Annotated in this window: 16 protein-coding genes; 4 read left to right on the forward strand and 12 right to left on the reverse strand. The window is 70.2% G+C overall.

Going from position 1 to position 15,949, the window contains the following annotated elements; genetic code table 11:
* The 7 genes from AB0B50_RS41595 to AB0B50_RS41625 all read right to left on the reverse strand — a co-directional run.
* Positions 1-1,620 (reverse strand): DoxX family protein (locus tag AB0B50_RS41595; RefSeq protein WP_362342285.1); only part of this gene is annotated, 1,620 nt, incomplete at its 3' end.
* A gap of 190 nt (positions 1,621-1,810) precedes the next feature.
* Positions 1,811-2,752, reverse strand: a complete 942-nt coding sequence (rlmB, locus tag AB0B50_RS41600; protein WP_362342288.1) for a 23S rRNA (guanosine(2251)-2'-O)-methyltransferase RlmB — start codon at positions 2,750-2,752, stop codon at positions 1,811-1,813.
* Between the two features lie 107 nt (positions 2,753-2,859).
* Complete coding sequence (cysS, locus tag AB0B50_RS41605) at positions 2,860-4,263, reverse strand: cysteine--tRNA ligase (RefSeq protein WP_362342291.1); 1,404 nt, start codon at positions 4,261-4,263, stop codon at positions 2,860-2,862.
* Positions 4,264-4,355: 92 nt separating this feature from the next.
* A complete protein-coding gene (locus tag AB0B50_RS41610; RefSeq protein ID WP_362342294.1) occupies positions 4,356-4,760 on the reverse strand; it encodes a PPOX class F420-dependent oxidoreductase in 405 nt (134 codons plus the stop codon).
* 82 nt (positions 4,761-4,842) lie between these two features.
* A complete protein-coding gene (ispF, locus tag AB0B50_RS41615; protein WP_362342297.1) occupies positions 4,843-5,346 on the reverse strand; it encodes a 2-C-methyl-D-erythritol 2,4-cyclodiphosphate synthase in 504 nt (167 codons plus the stop codon).
* On the reverse strand, positions 5,336-6,064 hold the full coding sequence (gene ispD, locus AB0B50_RS41620; protein WP_362342300.1) for a 2-C-methyl-D-erythritol 4-phosphate cytidylyltransferase: 729 nt from the start codon (positions 6,062-6,064) through the stop codon (positions 5,336-5,338). The genes ispF and ispD overlap by 11 nt, the downstream gene beginning before the upstream one ends.
* A gap of 291 nt (positions 6,065-6,355) precedes the next feature.
* The gene (locus AB0B50_RS41625; protein ID WP_003953493.1) at positions 6,356-6,838 is read right to left on the reverse strand and encodes a CarD family transcriptional regulator; all 483 of its coding nucleotides are present in this window, start codon (positions 6,836-6,838) and stop codon (positions 6,356-6,358) included.
* A gap of 603 nt (positions 6,839-7,441) precedes the next feature.
* Here AB0B50_RS41625 and AB0B50_RS41630 point away from each other — a divergent pair.
* Positions 7,442-8,164, forward strand: a complete 723-nt coding sequence (locus AB0B50_RS41630) for a DUF461 domain-containing protein (RefSeq protein WP_362342303.1) — start codon at positions 7,442-7,444, stop codon at positions 8,162-8,164.
* Positions 8,165-8,259: 95 nt separating this feature from the next.
* Here AB0B50_RS41630 and AB0B50_RS41635 read toward each other — a convergent pair whose 3' ends face one another.
* Together AB0B50_RS41635 and AB0B50_RS41640 are read right to left on the reverse strand one after the other, a co-directional pair.
* Entirely contained in the window at positions 8,260-8,940 is a 681-nt protein-coding gene (locus AB0B50_RS41635; RefSeq protein ID WP_030682312.1) for a response regulator transcription factor, read from the reverse strand.
* Positions 8,937-10,193, reverse strand: a complete 1,257-nt coding sequence (locus AB0B50_RS41640) for an ATP-binding protein (RefSeq protein WP_362342307.1) — start codon at positions 10,191-10,193, stop codon at positions 8,937-8,939. Before AB0B50_RS41640 ends, AB0B50_RS41635 begins: the two co-directional genes overlap by 4 nt.
* Before the next feature lie 273 nt (positions 10,194-10,466).
* Between AB0B50_RS41640 and phoU the strand changes: the two genes are divergently transcribed.
* Positions 10,467-11,147 (forward strand): phosphate signaling complex protein PhoU, encoded by a 681-nt coding sequence (phoU, locus tag AB0B50_RS41645; RefSeq protein ID WP_362342310.1) that lies wholly within the window; start codon positions 10,467-10,469, stop codon positions 11,145-11,147.
* A gap of 140 nt (positions 11,148-11,287) precedes the next feature.
* Here the strand turns inward: phoU and AB0B50_RS41650 are convergent, their stop codons facing one another.
* Positions 11,288-11,446: a hypothetical protein gene (locus AB0B50_RS41650; protein WP_362342313.1), complete on the reverse strand. Its 159-nt coding sequence runs from the start codon at positions 11,444-11,446 to the stop codon at positions 11,288-11,290.
* 177 nt (positions 11,447-11,623) lie between these two features.
* Between AB0B50_RS41650 and AB0B50_RS41655 the strand changes: the two genes are divergently transcribed.
* Positions 11,624-11,932 (forward strand): hypothetical protein, encoded by a 309-nt coding sequence (locus tag AB0B50_RS41655; RefSeq protein WP_362342316.1) that lies wholly within the window; start codon positions 11,624-11,626, stop codon positions 11,930-11,932.
* A gap of 91 nt (positions 11,933-12,023) precedes the next feature.
* Here AB0B50_RS41655 and AB0B50_RS41660 read toward each other — a convergent pair whose 3' ends face one another.
* Positions 12,024-12,785 (reverse strand): phosphoglyceromutase, encoded by a 762-nt coding sequence (locus AB0B50_RS41660; RefSeq protein WP_150184817.1) that lies wholly within the window; start codon positions 12,783-12,785, stop codon positions 12,024-12,026.
* Positions 12,786-12,911: 126 nt separating this feature from the next.
* Between AB0B50_RS41660 and AB0B50_RS41665 the strand changes: the two genes are divergently transcribed.
* Positions 12,912-14,255, forward strand: coding sequence for an MFS transporter (locus tag AB0B50_RS41665; protein ID WP_362342319.1), 1,344 nt, complete (start codon positions 12,912-12,914; stop codon positions 14,253-14,255).
* On the opposite strand, the gene AB0B50_RS41670 is transcribed toward AB0B50_RS41665, so the two are convergent.
* Positions 14,197-15,921 (reverse strand): glycosyl hydrolase family 28-related protein, encoded by a 1,725-nt coding sequence (locus AB0B50_RS41670; RefSeq protein WP_362342322.1) that lies wholly within the window; start codon positions 15,919-15,921, stop codon positions 14,197-14,199. The two genes, AB0B50_RS41665 and AB0B50_RS41670, sit on opposite strands and share 59 nt — an antisense overlap.
* Positions 15,922-15,949: the final 28 nt, after the last annotated feature.

The raw sequence follows: 15,949 nt of genomic DNA on the forward strand, positions 1-15,949 counted from the left end.
GTACCAGCCGTCGGTCACCATGTCCGGCGAGCCGTACTCCGCCGGATACATGATCTTCGCGTCGACCGCCTCGCCGTAGATGTCGGTGATCACGGACGGGCCCGCGCTCGTGGTCGGCGGCTGCTGCTGCGGCGCCGACTGCTGCGGCGGGGCCTGCCCCGCCGTGCTGCTGCCCTGCGTCTGGCTGGGCCTGCTGTCGGCGCCGGAGCCGACGGTGCCGGTCTCGCGGGCCGTACCCGGCGTCGTCGCGCCCTGCGAGGGGCTCGCGGAGCTGCCCTGCGTCGGGGAGCCTGAGGACGCGGACGGGCTCTGCGACTGCCGCCGCTCCTTCTTCTTCGCGGGGTCCTCGGGGAGCGGGGAGCCCGGCAGTTCGTTGCGCGGGGCCTCGCCGGGGCCTGGCACGGTGACCCGGTCCGCGTCCCGCACCGCGCCGCCGAGCAGCGACCCGATGAGCAGCGTCAGACCGACCACGACGGCACCGACGAGCCCGCCCCTGCGCAGCACGCGCCGCCGCAGCTCCCAGATGTCGGCGCGCGGCCCGAGCGTGCGCCAGGCCTCACCGGCGAGGCGGCCGTCGACGGAGTAGACGGGGGCGCCCGCGATGATCAGCGGCGACCAGGCAGCGAGGTAGATGATGTCCGGCGCGTCATAGGCGGGGACGGTCTTCCAGCTGACCGTGACGATGAGCGCGGCCGAGAGCAGCACGCCGACGGAGGCGGCGACCCGCTGCCAGAGCCCGAGGACCGTCAGCACACCGACGATGACCTGGAAGAAGGCGATGCAGAGTCCGGCGCCCACCGGGTGCTGGAGGGCGAAGTCACGCAGCGGCTCGGCAAGCGCCCAGGGGTGCAGCGAGTTGAGCCACTTGACCATGGAGCCGCGCTCGCCGCCGTCGAAGTAGACGGGGTCGCAGAGCTTGCCCATGCCGGCGTAGATGGAGATGAAGCCGAGGAAGACGCGCAGCGGGAGCAGCACGACGCCGAGGTTCATCCGGCGCCCGGGGTAGTAGGCGTGCCGGACGGGGTCGGCCCCGTGCCGCCGGGCCCGCTCCTCCCCGTCGTCCTCGCCCTCGTCGTCGTACTCGTCGAACTGGTCGCCCGCGGCGGCGAGTTGCTCGTCGTAGTCGCTGCTGGGCATCCGCATCTGCGGCAGCAGCCTGGTCTCGGATTCGGGGGTGCGCGGCCCGATGACGCCGGGCGTCTCGGTGGTCTCGGGGCCGTCGTCGAGGTCGACGCGCGGGATGACCTGCGTGGCGCCCCCGTCGTCGAAGGGGCCCTCGGCCGTTCGGCGTACGCCGGTGCCGCGCACGGCCTGCAGCAGTCCGGTCGCGCCGGGGTCGCCCGGTTCGGACTTCCCGCTCCAGACGACGGGCGCGCGGCGCTTGGTCGCCGTGCCGACGACGGGAATGCGCACCGTCTCGTCGGTGGCGCCCAAGTGCCGTGAGATACGCGGGGATTGAGTGCGCCCAGCGGCGGGGAGCTGCACGCGGAAGCTCGCGTGATTGACGATGACCTGCGCCGGGTCGCTCGGCACCTTCACCATGCTCAGCGCGGGAGCATCGTCGAATCCTGACGAGCTTCCCCCCGTGGGTGTGCGGGGTGTTCTGGTGTCCACACTCATCTAACCGAGTGATGTGTGTTTAGGACACTGCCTTGACCACGCAGAAATGTCCGGGCCGCGTCAAGAGATCACTGCGGCCCGGCAGCCGTGCCCCGAAGGAGCGCGGGGCTGTGACATGTTCGGCTCCGCCGCGCGGGCGCGATCGGCCACGGCGCACCCGCGGACGCGATCGCGGTACCCCGCGGAACACTCAGCTGCGGCGCCGCGAGGCCTCGTACAGCACGACCCCGGCGGCCACGCCCGCGTTCAACGACTCCGCCCCACCCGGCATCGGAATCCGCACCCGGAAGTCACAGGTCTCGCTGACGAGGCGCGAGAGGCCCTTGCCCTCGCTGCCGACGACGATGACGACCGGACCGCCGAGCGCCTCCAGGTCACCGACCTCGTGCTCACCGTCCGCGGCGAGGCCGACGACGGCGACGCCCGCCTTCTTGTACTGCTCCAGGGCGCGCGTCAGGTTCGTGGCACGGGCGACCGGCGTCCGCGCGGCGGTACCGGCGGACGTCTTCCACGCACCGGCCGTCATCCCGGCCGCACGCCGCTCGGGCACGACCACGCCGTGGCCGCCGAACGCGGACACGGAGCGCACGACCGCACCGAGGTTGCGCGGGTCCGTCACACCGTCGAGCGCGACGATCAGCGGGTCCTGGCCCTCGTCGAACGCGGCGGCGACGAGGTCCTCGGGGTGCGCGTACTCGTACGGGGGGACCTGGAGGACGAGCCCCTGGTGGTTGAGGCCGTTCGTCATGCGGTCCAGCTCGGGCCGCGGCGCCTCCATCAGGTGGATGCCGCCGCGCTCGGCCGCGAGCTGCAGCGCCTCGCGCACCCGCTCGTCGTTGTCGATGAACTGCTGGACGTAGAGCGTGGAGGCGGGCACGCCGTCGCGCAGCGCCTCGAAGACCGGGTTGCGCCCGACGACCATCTCGGAGGACGACTTGCCACCACGCTTGGGCGCGGGACGGCGTCCTGCCGCCTTCTTGGCCTTGGCGTTGGCGATGCGGTTCTTCACATGCCCCTTGCGCATCTCGGCGGGCGGCGTCGGACCCTTGCCCTCGAGGCCGCGGCGCCGATTGCCGCCGCTGCCGACCTGCGCGCCCTTCTTGCCGGACATGCGGCGGTTGTTAGCGGCCATGACCTACCTGTCTGTCGTGATGCGTGTGCGCATACGTACGTACGCGCACGAGGTGTACGTCTATGAAGTGTGCCGCCCGGAAGGCCGGGCGGCACATCAGCGGGTGCCTAGCGCGGGCCGAGCGTCCAGCGCGGACCGCTCGGGCTGTCCTCGATGACGAGGCCCGACTGGTTGAGCGAGTCACGGATGGCGTCGGCGGTGCCCCAGTCCTTGCGGCCGCGGGCGGCTTCGCGCTGGTCCAGGACCAGGCGCACCAGGGTGTCGACGACGCCGTGCAGGTCCTCGCCCCGGTCGCTCTCGCCGCCGGCCCAGTGCGGGTCGAGCGGGTCGAGGCCGAGGACGCCGAGCATGGCCCGCACCTCGGCGAGGCGCGCCACGGCGGCTTCCTTGTCGTCGGCGGCGAGGGCGGAGTTCCCCTGCCGGACCGTGGTGTGCACGATGGCGAGCGCCTGCGGGACGCCCATGTCGTCGTCCATCGCGTCGGCGAACGCGGGCGGCACCTCGGCGGCGGGGTCGACGACACCGCCGGCCTTCTCCACCACGCGCTGCACGAAGCCCTCGATGCGGGCGAACGCGGACTCGGCCTCGCGCAGGGCCTCGGGGCTGTACTCGATCATCGAGCGGTAGTGCGGGGTGCCGAGGTAGTAGCGCAGCACGATGGGGCGCCACTGCTTGACCATCTCGGAGACGAGGACCGAGTTCCCGAGGGACTTCGCCATCTTCTCGCCGGCGATGGTCACCCAGGCGTTGTGCACCCAGTACTTCGCGAACTCGTCACCGAAGGCCTTGGCCTGGGCGATCTCGTTCTCGTGGTGCGGGAAGATCAGGTCGATCCCGCCGCCGTGGATGTCGAAGGCGGTGCCCAGGTACTTGTGGGCCATGGCGGAGCACTCCAGGTGCCACCCCGGCCGACCCCGCCCCCAGGGCGTCTCCCAGCTCGGCTCGCCGGGCTTCGCCGCCTTCCACATGGCGAAGTCGCGCGGGTCGCGCTTGCCGGTCTCGCCCTCGCCCTCGGGCTGGAGGAGGTTGTCCAGCTCCTGGTTGGACAGCTCCAGGTACTCCGGGAAGGAGCGCACGTCGAAGTAGACGTTCCCGTCGGCCTCGTAGGCGTGCCCGCGCTCGATGAGGCCGCGCATCATCTCGACCATCTCGGTGATGTGGCCGGTGGCACGCGGCTCGTACGTGGGCGGGAGGCAGCCGAGGACGTCGTAGCCGTTGTTGAAGGCGCGCTCGTTCTCGTACCCGATCGACCACCAGGGGCGGTCCTGCTCGGCAGACTTCTTGATGATCTTGTCGTCGATGTCGGTCACGTTGCGGATGAACGTCACGTCGTAGCCGCGGTAGGCGAACCAGCGGCGCATGATGTCGAAGTTCAGGCCCGACCTGATGTGCCCGATGTGCGGGGCCGCCTGCACGGTGGCACCACACAGGTAGATCGAGACACAACCGCTGATGAGCGGGCTGAAGTCACGGATCTGCCGGGCGCTGGTGTCGTACAGGCGAATCGTCACCACTCCAGGGTAGTGGGCGCAGGACAGTGCCCCGCGCCCCATGGGGCAACGGGGCACGGAACTGTGACGTTGCGGCGCCTCGGGCGCTCGCCTCAGACCCTGCCGACGACCTTGCGGGCACTCACCCGCACGACCACACGCTGGGCATCGTCCTTGGAGGCCGGATTGAACTCGGCGTACTTCTTCCCCGTGTACTTCACCGACAGCTCGTCGATGAGCTCCTGGCCGCCCTCCGTCGTCATCTCCGCGGTGCCGCGGATCTCCGCGTACGTGTACGGGGCGTCGAAGGGCTGGAACAGCACCGTCACGCGCGGGTCGCGCCGCAGGTTCTTCTCCTTCTGACGGCCGATGGTCGTCGAGAACAGCACGTCGTCGCCGTCCCGCTTCACCCAGACCGGCGAAAGCTGGGGGCTCCCGTCGGGCTGGATGGTGGCGACGGTGATGAAGACGGGGGTGTCGAGAAGCTGCTTGAGATCGTCGGACAGTGCGGCGGACATGGACCTCACTCCTTCGTGGGCGGCTACTGGCTGTACGAGTGGTACGCCGGTACGTGGCGTACCACTACCCCGAATATCAGCCTCAGGCCGCCGTACGGACGACCAACGCGGTCGCAATCGCCTGCAGCCCCTCGCCGCGCCCCGGGAAGCCGAGGCCGTCGGTGGTGGCCCCGGAGACCGAGACAGGGGCGCCCACCGCTTCGGAGAGGACCTTCTGCGCCTCCTCGCGACGCTTGCCGATCTTCGGCCGGGGGCCGATGACCTGCACGGCGACATTGCCGACGGTGAAGCCGGCGTCCCGCACGATCCGGGCGGCCTCGGTGAGCAGGGTCAGCCCTGAGGCGCCGGACCACTCCGGGCGCCCGGTGCCGAAGTGCGCGCCGAGGTCGCCGAGGCCCGCGGCGGAGAACAGCGCGTTGCAGGCGGCGTGCGCGACGACGTCGGCGTCGGAGTGCCCGGCGAGCCCGGGCCCCTCGCCCTCCCACTTCAGGCCCGCGCACCACAGCTCGCGGCCCTCTTCGAAGGCGTGGATGTCGGTGCCGATGCCGACCTGCGGCAGCGGGACCCGGGGGATGTCAGAAGCCATCGTTGGCCCTCCGGCGTGCGAGTACGGCTTCGGCGAGGACGAGGTCCAGGGGCCGCGTCACCTTGAAGGCCTCCTCGTGGCCCGGCACGACCACGACCGGCAGGCCCAGCTGCTCGACCATGCTGGCGTCGTCGGTGACGTTGTCGGTGACGCTCTCGTGGGCGCGCACCAGCGTGGCGCGGTCGAAGCCCTGCGGGGTCTGCACGGCGCGCAGCCTGGCCCGCTCGGGCGTGGCCACGACGGGCTCCGGCTCTCCGGCCTCGCGCGGTTCGACCTGCTTGACGGTGTCGGCGAGCGGCAGCGCGGGGACCACGGCGGGGGCCCCGTCCCGTACGGCCTCGATGACGCCGTCGACGGTGTCGACGGGCACCAGCGGGCGGGCCGCGTCGTGCACGAGCACGATGTCGAAGCCGGGCGGCAGCGCGTCCAGGCCGGCCCGCACGGACTCCTGGCGGCTCTCGCCGCCGGGCACGACGAGGTAGTCGGTCCGCTCGGGCAGCGCGTGGTCGTCGAGGAGGGTCTTGACCTCGGGGGCGCCGTCCGGCGGTGCCACCACGACGACGAGGGAGACGGCACGGGATTCCGCCATGGCGCGCACGGCGTGGATGAGCATCGGGGTGCCGTTCAGCGCGCGGAGCGCTTTGGGGGCGCCAGGGCCGAGGCGTACGCCCCGCCCTGCCGCCGGAATGACCACCGCGGTACGGGATTCGCTAGTCATCGGTTCCGTTCAGGTTTGTGTGCTCGGCCGACATGGGTATGGCCACACCGTGCCGGGCGCGACGCCTTGACCGGACCCTTCCGTGACATCTGGTCGAGCCAGCTGCCCGAGCCCGGCACGCCAAACACGGCTCCCTGGGGGGCCGCTCACATGTCTGCCTGGGGACGAGAAATATCTGGGTACGAACATGCCGCAGCGCCCGGCGACTCCATGAAGGGTCAGCGGGCACCGCGGCATTACTGCGCCTAGACAGCGCGCGACGGCGAAGGCATGCGCCTCAGGCCGTCCGCGTCAGGACGCGAGGACCTCGTCCAGCAGGGCCTCGGCCTTGTCCTCGTTCGTGTTCTCCGCGAGGGCGAGCTCGCTCACCAGGATCTGCCGAGCCTTGGCGAGCATGCGCTTCTCACCGGCGGACAGTCCGCGCTCGCGCTCCCGACGCCACAGGTCACGCACGACCTCCGCGACCTTGATGACATCGCCGGACGCGAGCTTCTCGAGATTTGCCTTGTAGCGACGCGACCAGTTCGTGGGCTCTTCGGCGTACGGCGCGCGCAGTACCTCGAAGACCCGGTCCAGTCCGTCCTGACCGACCACATCACGCACGCCGACGAACTCCGCATTGTCCGCTGGCACACGCACCGTCAGGTCGCCCTGGGCGACCTTCAGCACCAAGTAGGTCTTGTCCACGCCTTTGATCTGGCGAGTTTCGATGGCCTCGATCAGCGCGGCCCCGTGATGGGGATAGACCACGGTGTCGCCAACCTTGAACGTCATGTGACAGGTACCCCTTCCGTGGCTATCCATCCTAACACGAGAACCGCCTCTTCTGAATGGCGTTTTCGCAGGTCAGGGCATATCTCGGGGCTTGACAACAGCAACAGGAACGTGCTGCGGAGGGCTGCCGGAACGGGGTATTCGCAGGTGGGAGCCGCTCTCCGGGGAGGCAGAAACGCGCACGTTACACACCCCTCAAGGGCGCCCCAAGAGGTCGAACGTCCCGGTTTGCGCGGTTCCAAGCGGTGAACTCTCGATACTCCGTTCGGTGATCGGAGAGGCGTACGGAGTGATGTCCGACGCGATTCCGGAATTGATCAAGCCGCCCGATGATCAATTCTCCGGACCCCCATGCATTCCTTACCGGAAATCCGCAAGACGGGGCGCGGAAGCTCTTGACGGCACTTATGTGAATGGTGGACGAGAGGGCAATGGGGCGGGTGTGCCGCAGAGGGGCCGGGGAGGCTCGCGTGCCCAAGGGGCGGGTCGGGTGCGGTGGCGCGCGAAGGGCTCGGTAACCTAAGGCCGCTGACACACCCTTAGGACGGCTTTACGGCCGCCCGCCCCTCCCGTACCGCCCACGTTCAAGGAGTTGCCGCCGCCGTGAGCCGCAGCCTTCGACGCGGCGCCATCGCCGCCACCGCCATCGCGTTCTCGCTTGCCTCGCTCGCCGCGTGCGGCGCCGGCAACAACGCTCAGACGATGGAGGTCAAGCCGGACAACGCCGCGACCTCCGTCGGTGACATCAAGATCCAGAACGCCATGGTCATCACGCAGCCGGACCTGGACTCCAAGGGTCCGGCCGTGGTCTCCGCCACGATCTTCAACACCGGCAGGACCGCCCAGACCCTGGACGCGATCACGGTCAACGGCACCGACAAGAAGGCCAAGCTCTCGCCGGGCAAGGACGACAAGGACTCCAAGCCGAACGGTCCGCTGACCATTCCGGCCGGCGGCTCCGTCGTCATCGGCGGCGAGAACAACGCCTCCGCCGTCCTGCCCAGCAGCCGCGAGGCCATCAAGGACGGCAACGCGCAGAAGATCACCTTCGCCTTCAGCAAGACCGGCGACGTGAAGCTGCAGGCGTTCGTCGTTCCCGCCGAGAGCTACTTCAGCAAGTGGGGCCCGAGCGAGCTGCCGAAGTCGCCCGACGGCAAGCCCTCGAAGCCGGGCAAGCCGTCCGGCGGCGCCTCCACCGACCCGTCGGGCAAGCCGTCCGACGGCGCGTCCACCGACCCCTCGGGCGAGGCGGCCGACGGCGCGAGCACGGACCCGTCCGGCAGCGCGTCGCACAGCGCGGGCACCGGCACCGGCGCCGAGCACTGATCGACGTACGTACGAAGCATGGAAGGGCGGTACCCCGGCCGGGGTACCGCCCTTCACGCTTCAGTCACCGCGCGCTACGGCGTATGACTGATGGCTTACGGCTCGAACTTGTAGCCGAGCCCACGGACCGTGACCAGGTAACGCGGCGCACCCGGATCCGGCTCGATCTTGGCGCGGAGGCGCTTCACGTGGACGTCGAGGGTCTTGGTGTCGCCCACGTAGTCGGCGCCCCAGACGCGGTCGATGAGTTGCATGCGGGTCAGGACGCGGCCCGCGTTGCGCAGGAGCATCTCCAGGAGGTCGAACTCCTTGAGCGGCAGGTCGACCTTGGAGCCGGAGACCGTGACCACGTGGCGGTCGACGTCCATGCGGACCGGACCGGCCTCCAGGGCCTGCGGGGTGACCTCCTCCGGCTCGCCGCGGCGGCGCAGGACCGCGCGGATGCGGGCGACCAGCTCCCGCGAGGAGAAGGGCTTGGTCACGTAGTCGTCGGCTCCTATTTCGAGGCCGACCACCTTGTCGATCTCGCTGTCCTTGGCGGTGACCATGATCACCGGGACGTTGGAGCGGCTGCGCAGCTGGCGGCAGACCTCGGTGCCGGGCAGGCCGGGCAGCATCAGGTCGAGCAGGACGAGGTCGGCGCCGTTGCGCTCGAATTCGTCGAGTCCGTCCGGGCCTGTCGCCGCGATGGCGACTTCGAAGCCCTCCTTGCGGAGCATGTAGGACAGAGCGTCGCTGAAGGATTCCTCGTCCTCGACGACGAGCACTCGGGTCACGGAAGGACCTCCGGGGCAGGAATGGGTTCGTACGTAGTGGTCTCGTCGGGCGGGGTGGTCTCGTCGTCGAGTCCGCCGCCGTGACCTGATCCGCGGTCGCGGTTCGCGGCCGCCTCGGGCAGCCGCAGGGTGAACGTGGAGCCCTGTCCCTCGGAGCTCCACACGGTGACCTCCCCGCCGTGCGAGGCGGCCACGTGCTTGACGATGGCGAGACCGAGGCCGGTACCGCCGGTGGCCCGGGAGCGGGCCGGGTCGACGCGGTAGAAGCGCTCGAAGATGCGCTCCTTGTCCTTGTCGGAGATGCCGATGCCCTGGTCGGTGACCGCGACCTCGATGAGGTCTCCGCCGGGTGCGGCGACCCGGCGGGCGGCTATGCCCACGCGGGTGCGGTTGGGGCTGTAGTTCACGGCGTTCTCGACGAGGTTGCCGAGCGCCGCGGCGAGCTGGCCGCGGTTGCCCCAGATCTGCAGGTCGGCGGTGCCTCCCGCGGCCATGGTGATCTGCTTGTGGGAGGCCTGGTGACGGCTGCGGTCGATCGCCTCCGCCACCAGTTCGTCGACACGGACGGGTTCGGCGTCCTCCAGGGGGTCGTCGTTCTGCACCCGGGAGAGGTCGATGAGCTCCTGGACCAGGTTGGTCAGGCGGGTCGCCTCGATCTGCATGCGGCCCGCGAAGCGCTCGACGGCCTCGGGGTCGTCCGAGGCGTCCATGACGGCCTCGGAGAGGAGGGAGAGCGCCCCCACCGGGGTCTTCAGCTCGTGGCTCACGTTCGCCACGAAGTCGCGGCGCACCGCCTCGATGCGGCGGGCCTCGGTGAGGTCCTCGACCAGGAGCAGCACGAGCCGGGAGCCGAGCGGGGCCACGCGCGCGGAGACCGCGAGCGCCTCGCCGCGGCCGGTGCCGCGGCGGGGGAGGTCCAGCTCGACCTGGCGTATCTCCCCGTCGCGGCGGGTGTCGCGGGCCATCTGCAGCATCGGCTCGACGGCGAGCTTCCCGCCGCGGACGAGACCGAGTGCGTACGCCGCCGAACTGGCCTTGACCACGCTGTCGGCCTCGTCGAGGACGACCGCGGAGGAGCGCAGCACGGAGAGGACCGTGTCCACGCCGGGCGGCAGTACGGGGTCGGTGTGCAGGGAGGTCCGGGTGGGGCGTTTCTGGTCGCGCTCGCTCCAGCGGAACGCCAGCATGGCGATGACGCCGGTGCACACCCCGGCGATCGCTGCCGCTGCGGCGACCGCCGCGTTCACGTCCATGCATCCAGGTTATGCGCCGGGTAAGCGCCGCTCACAGCCATACGGGTGCCGGCTCGAACACTCGTCGCCCAGAGTTCACCGAGGAGACGGTGCGGGTTCACTTGTCCCGACCGGGCCTGAGCGAGGCCGGTCGTGGGCGTCGCCCTCCGTCGCCCACAGTTCACCTTGATGACGGGGGTGGTTCATTTGGGGTGCCGGAAACGGACGCGTCCGGGCCACACCGTGGGAGCGTAGGGGCCAGCCCCCTGAGACGTACTAGAGAGGGACAGCCACATGCGGGACGCGTACCACGAGGAACTTGACTCGATCGGCGAGGGCCTGGTCGAGATGGCCCGCCTGGTCGGGTCCGCGATCGGGCGCGCCACGACGGCCATGCTCGACGCCGACCTGAAGATGGCGGAGAGCGTGATCGCCGCAGACCAGAAGGTCGACGATCTGCAGCACGACCTGGAGGCGCGCGCGATAGCCCTCCTCGCCCGCCAGCAGCCGGTCGCCACGGATCTGCGCATCGTCGTCACCTCGCTGCGGATGAGCGCCGATCTGGAGCGCTCGGGCGACCTGGCCCAGCACGTCGCGAAGCTGGCGAGGCTCCGCTTCCCCGACTCCGCGGTGCCGCGTGACCTGCACGCCACGATCCTGGAGATGGGCCAGCTCGCGCAGCGCCTGATGGCGAAGGCGGCGGAGGTCATCATCACCAAGGACGTCGACCTGGCGCTCCAACTGGAGCAGGACGACGACGAGATGGACCAGCTGCACCGCACGCTCTTCCAGCACCTGATGGACGACCGCTGGAAGCACGGCATCGAGACGGCCGTCGACGTGACGCTCCTCGGCCGCTACTACGAGCGCTTTGCGGACCACGCGGTGTCGGTGGCGAAGCGGGTCGTGTACCTGGTCACGGGCGAGCACGCGGACGAGATCCAGCCGACGGCGGCGCCGGTGGAGGGGGCGTAGCCCTTCGAGGGCGGGCTCTACGCGGGTGTGCCTTGCACGTGTGGGCGCATGTGTGTGCCCTGCGCACGTGTGCCCTGCGCACGTGTGCCCCGCACGGCAACGGTCGTGCGGGGCACAGGTGTTGTCACCGCTGCTGTCCGTCAGCCGCAGCAGCCTCCGCACTGGCACGGGCCGCCGGACTGGCAGCCGCAGCCGCAGCCCGATCCGCAGCCGCACGCGCCCAGAAGGACGAGCGCGGGCAGGCCCGGCGTATCGACCGACTGCTCGGGGACGGGTTCGGGTGTAGGGGACTCGGCCATGGTCTCCTCCTCGCAGGCGTACCGGCGTACTGCCTGTTGCCCATTCCATGCCCAGGGTGAAGGGGCGCATCAACGGCGCACGCGCGCGTGGCCGAACCGATCCGGCCTCGGATGCGCCCTTTGCTGCCAACTACAGCTAACTGCCCCACCGGACCGCCCGCGCCGGGCTACACAGAAGTGTCCGGGCGTAGGTGCCTGACGGTACTGACGGTCTCGACGGACCTGACGGACCTCGCGGTCCTGGCGGTCCTGGCGGGAGGGGTGGCCGGAGTGATGCTGTCGATCGACGTCGCGGTCCTGCTGGCCGTCGTCATCTTCTTCCTGTGGCGCAGACGCGTCCAGGCCCGAAGCCGCCTCGACACCGGCCTCACCATGGCGGTGGTGCTGGTCTTCGGCATCCTGGTCGCCCCGACCGACTTCGGCCAAGGCATCCAGAACGTCGTGGGCAACCTGGCCCAGGGAATCTCGGACTCGGGCAGCCCTTGAGCCCCACTCCCGGCCACCCTCTGAGCACCGAAAAGCCCTCCGCCCGCAGCGAGGTCCGCGGACGGAGGGCTCCGGCGCTGAAGCGCGGGGCTTACTTCTTCTTGCCCTGGTTCTTGACCGCCTCGATCGCCGCCTTCGCGGCCTCCGGGTCGAGGTAGGTGCCGCCCGGGTTCAGCGGCTTGAAGTCGGCGTCCAGTTCGTACGAGAGCGGGATGCCCGTCGGGATGTTCAGGCCCGCGATGTCCGCGTCCGAGATGCCGTCCAGGTGCTTGACCAGGGCGCGGAGCGAATTGCCGTGGGCCGCCACCAGGACCGTCTTGCCGGTCAGGAGGTCCGGGACGATGCCGTCGAACCAGTACGGGAGCATGCGGACGACGACGTCCTTCAGGCACTCCGTCTGGGGGCGCAGCTCGGGCGGGAGCGTGGCGTATCGCGGGTCGGAGAACTGGGAGTACTCCGCGTCGCGGTCCAGCGCCGGCGGCGGGGTGTCGTACGAGCGGCGCCAGAGCATGAACTGCTCCTCGCCGAACTCGGCCAGGGTCTGGGCCTTGTCCTTGCCCTGGAGCGCGCCGTAGTGGCGCTCGTTCAGGCGCCAGGAGCGGTGGACCGGGATCCAGTGGCGGTCCGCGGACTCCAGGGCGAGCTGAGCCGTGCGGATCGCGCGCTTCTGGAGCGACGTGTGGACCACGTCGGGGAGCAGGCCGGCGTCCTTCAGCAGCTCACCGCCGCGGACCGCCTCCTTCTCGCCCTTCTCGTTGAGGTTGACGTCCACCCAGCCGGTGAACAGGTTCTTCGCGTTCCATTCGCTCTCGCCGTGGCGGAGGAGGATCAGCTTGTACGGTGCGTCGGCCATGAGTCCGAGCCTAATCGACCCCTGCGGATTGACGCTCACCGTCAATTCGGTGGCCGCCGCCGAGGCGTGCAGCGTAAGTTACGTAGGCCCATTGCGCCGCTTACATTTCACTCGGGGGATGCACCCATGTCAGTCGCCTCGCTCAGACGTGCCGTCACGGAGTCCGTCTCCGGACTGCCGAAGGCCTTCTGGTGGCTGTGGACGAGCACTCTGGTCAACCGGCTCGGGGCCTTCGTCGCTACTTTCATGGCCTTGTACCTGACCTTGGACAGGGGCTACTCGGCCTCGTACGCGGGGCTTGTGGCCGCCTTGCACGGGCTCGGCGGTGTCGTCTCCTCCATCGGCGCGGGCGTGATGACCGACCGGCTCGGGCGGCGGCCCACCCTGCTGATCGCGCAGGCCTCGACCGCCGTCTCGGTGGCGGTGCTCGGGTTCATGGAGCACCCGATCGCCATCGCGGGCGTCGCCTTCTTCGTGGGTATGGCGAGCAACGCGTCCCGGCCCGCCGTGCAGGCGATGATGGCGGACATCGTGCGGCCCGAGGACCGCGTGCGGGCCTTCTCGCTCAACTACTGGGCGATCAACCTGGGGTTCGCGATCTCGTCCGCGGGTGCCGGGTTCATCGCCTCGTACAGCTATCTCGCGGGCTTCCTGATCGAGGCCGCCATGACGATGGTCTGCGCGATCGTCGTCTTCGTGAAGCTGCCGGAGTCGCGGCCCGTGCGAACGGCATCGGGGAAAGAGGCCGAGCCTGTGGTCGGGCTCGGGACCGTGCTGCGGGACGGGCGGTTCATGGGTGTGGTGGGGCTGTCCTTCCTTGTCGCGCTGATCTTCCAGCAAGGGTCCGTGGGGCTGCCGGTGGCCATGGGCGCGGCGGGGTTCACTCCCGCCGACTACGGCCTCGCCATCGCCGTGAACGGCGTGATGATCGTGGCCCTGCAGATCCCGGTCACGCGGTTCATCGAACACCGGGATCCGCAGCGGCTGTTGGTGATCTCCTCGGTTGTCGCGGGGTACGGCTTCGGGCTCACCGCGTTCGCCGGGTCGGTCGGGGTGTTCGCGCTGACGGTGTGCGTGTGGACGCTCGCCGAGATCGTCAATGCGCCGACTCAGACCGGGCTTGTCGTGCGGCTGTCCCCGGTTCATGGCCGCGGGCGTTATCAGGGCATGTACACGTTGTCGTGGGCGGTGGCGTCCCTGGTGGCGCCCCTGATGTCCGGGTTCACGATCGACCGGTTCGGGGCGGAGTGGCTGTGGGGGGCGTGTGCGGTGCTGGGGACGGTGGCCGCGGTGGGGTACTGGGCGTTGATGCGGGAGCTGCCGGAGGACGACGAAGCTGTGCGGAAACTGTCGGGGGACGACGAAGCTGTGCGGAAACTGTCGGAGGACTCCCCCGCCGGGTCCGGCGGGGTCAGTGCCGCAGGGCCCGCTGCGCCTCGTACAGATTCCGCGGCCGCACCTCGTCCGTAGTGCCGTACAGCTCGAGGCGCGTGTGCAGGTCGCCGGTGAAGTCGGGGACGTCGGTCTGGTCGAACTCGCGGACCGTGTCGAGGCCGACCGTGGCGCTGTAGGGCGCCAGGCCGTCGATCTTCATCAGGCCGGCGCGTTCGTTGGTGACGCGGATGTTCCAGTGGGTGAAGCGGGCTCCGAAGAGGGGGCCCGCGCTCGCGTCGCCGCCGTGGCGGCCGTTGTTGTTCACCGTGATGTCGGTGCGGACGTTCGCGAAGGGCATGCCGCGGTGGCTGTCGAAGGTGCCCATGTCCATGTGGCCGCGTGACCAGACGTTGTAGGAGGAGAGGCCTTCTACGTTGATGCCGTGCAGCTGGGTGGTGGAGGGGGCGGGGGTGGTTCTCGCCTCGATCGTGAAGTGCTCGACGAGGTTGTCGTGCGAACCCTCGCGGCAGAAGTACGGGTGGTGGGAGCCGCGGCCCGCCACGCGCGTGCGGCGCAGGGTGCAGGCGGAGGCGGCGACGAGTCCGAAGCCGTTGTCGACGTGGCGTACGACGATGTCGTCGGCCCAACAGTCGTACGCACACTGGAAGGTGACGCCGTTGTAGCCCTTGTCGAGGAGGTGCGGGGACTGCGGGGTCTCGATCGCCTCCAGGGTGAGGGCCTCGACGCCTGAGCCGGTCAACTCCCTTGCGTGGGTGGTGAGGCAGGGGTTCCACTCGGGGCGCACGTCCAGGGGGAGGGGGCGTTCGAGGGTGACCGTGCGGTGGCCGGGGTCCACCGCGGTGATCCGTACGGGCCACTCGTAGGGGACGTACGAGGTGAGCTTCGTCTTGTCGTCCCAGGTGTACGCCTCGGGGCCCGGGCCGTCGCCCGCCATGTGCTGGAGGAGCGTGTGGTCCGCGTCGTCGGCGAGGCGGAGGAGGACGAGGGCGCCCCGGTGGAGGCGGGAGGTGTCGGTGACCTCGATCGTCCATGCGCCTCGGGGGGCGGGGGCGACGGTGGTGAGGGTCCGCCACTCGTCGCGCTTGTTGCCGGTCCAGCCTTCGAAGGGCCAGTCCTTGGCCTTGATGGCGGCGGTGAGCGATGCCCAACGGGCCTGCGGGCAGAGCCAGATGAGGCCGCCGGCCCAGGACCAGCTGGACTTGTCGCCGCCGTAGCGGGAGCCGTAGGGGCCGATCAGTTCGGTGAGGCTCTTCGTGGCGAGGAGGGTGGTACGGGCGCTGCCGGCGCCGCGCAGGGTGACGTTGTCGTGGGCGATGCGGATGACGTCGTCGACGCGGTAGGTGCCGGGGCGGAGGTGGACGGTGCCGCCGCCCTTGCGACCGGCTTCGGCGAGGGCGTGGTTGATCGCGGGGGCGGCGTCGGAGGCGCGGTGGGGGCGGGCGCCGAAGTCGTGGGCTTCGAGGTGGAGTTGGGGGGTGCGGGTGCGGGGCTTGTGGGGGTGTGCGCCCGCGTGGCCTATGTAGGGGATGTGGGGGTGGGCGTAGGGGGCGGCGGTGAACTCGTGCCAGAGGGCGGGGGTTTGGCCGCGGGGGGTGGTGGCGTGGGCGGTGGCGGTGCTGATGCCGGGTACGGCGGCTGCAGCGGCTGCGGCTATCGCGCCGCCGAGCACGCCGCGTCTGCTCGGGCTTCCGCTCGGGCTTCCGTTGGGGCTCCCGGTGGGGCTCCCGCTGTGCTGGTCCATGGTGCCGCCGCCTTCCACTGTGCATGGA

It is taken from the genome of Streptomyces sp. NPDC041068 (genome assembly GCF_040647455.1).
Lineage (GTDB): Bacteria > Actinomycetota > Actinomycetes > Streptomycetales > Streptomycetaceae > Streptomyces.

Coding starts and splice junctions, on each gene's coding strand:
- rlmB (WP_362342288.1), bottom strand. CDS start 2,752: ATGGCCGCTAACAACCGCCGCATGTCCGGCAAGAAGGGCGCGCAGGTC.
- AB0B50_RS41610 (WP_362342294.1), bottom strand. CDS start 4,760: ATGTCCGCCGCACTGTCCGACGATCTCAAGCAGCTTCTCGACACCCCC.
- ispF (WP_362342297.1), bottom strand. CDS start 5,346: ATGGCTTCTGACATCCCCCGGGTCCCGCTGCCGCAGGTCGGCATCGGC.
- ispD (WP_362342300.1), bottom strand. CDS start 6,064: ATGACTAGCGAATCCCGTACCGCGGTGGTCATTCCGGCGGCAGGGCGG.
- AB0B50_RS41625 (WP_003953493.1), bottom strand. CDS start 6,838: ATGACGTTCAAGGTTGGCGACACCGTGGTCTATCCCCATCACGGGGCC.
- AB0B50_RS41640 (WP_362342307.1), bottom strand. CDS start 10,193: ATGGACGTGAACGCGGCGGTCGCCGCAGCGGCAGCGATCGCCGGGGTG.
- phoU (WP_362342310.1), top strand. CDS start 10,467: ATGCGGGACGCGTACCACGAGGAACTTGACTCGATCGGCGAGGGCCTG.
- AB0B50_RS41650 (WP_362342313.1), bottom strand. CDS start 11,446: ATGGCCGAGTCCCCTACACCCGAACCCGTCCCCGAGCAGTCGGTCGAT.
- AB0B50_RS41660 (WP_150184817.1), bottom strand. CDS start 12,785: ATGGCCGACGCACCGTACAAGCTGATCCTCCTCCGCCACGGCGAGAGC.
- AB0B50_RS41665 (WP_362342319.1), top strand. CDS start 12,912: ATGTCAGTCGCCTCGCTCAGACGTGCCGTCACGGAGTCCGTCTCCGGA.
- AB0B50_RS41670 (WP_362342322.1), bottom strand. CDS start 15,921: ATGGACCAGCACAGCGGGAGCCCCACCGGGAGCCCCAACGGAAGCCCG.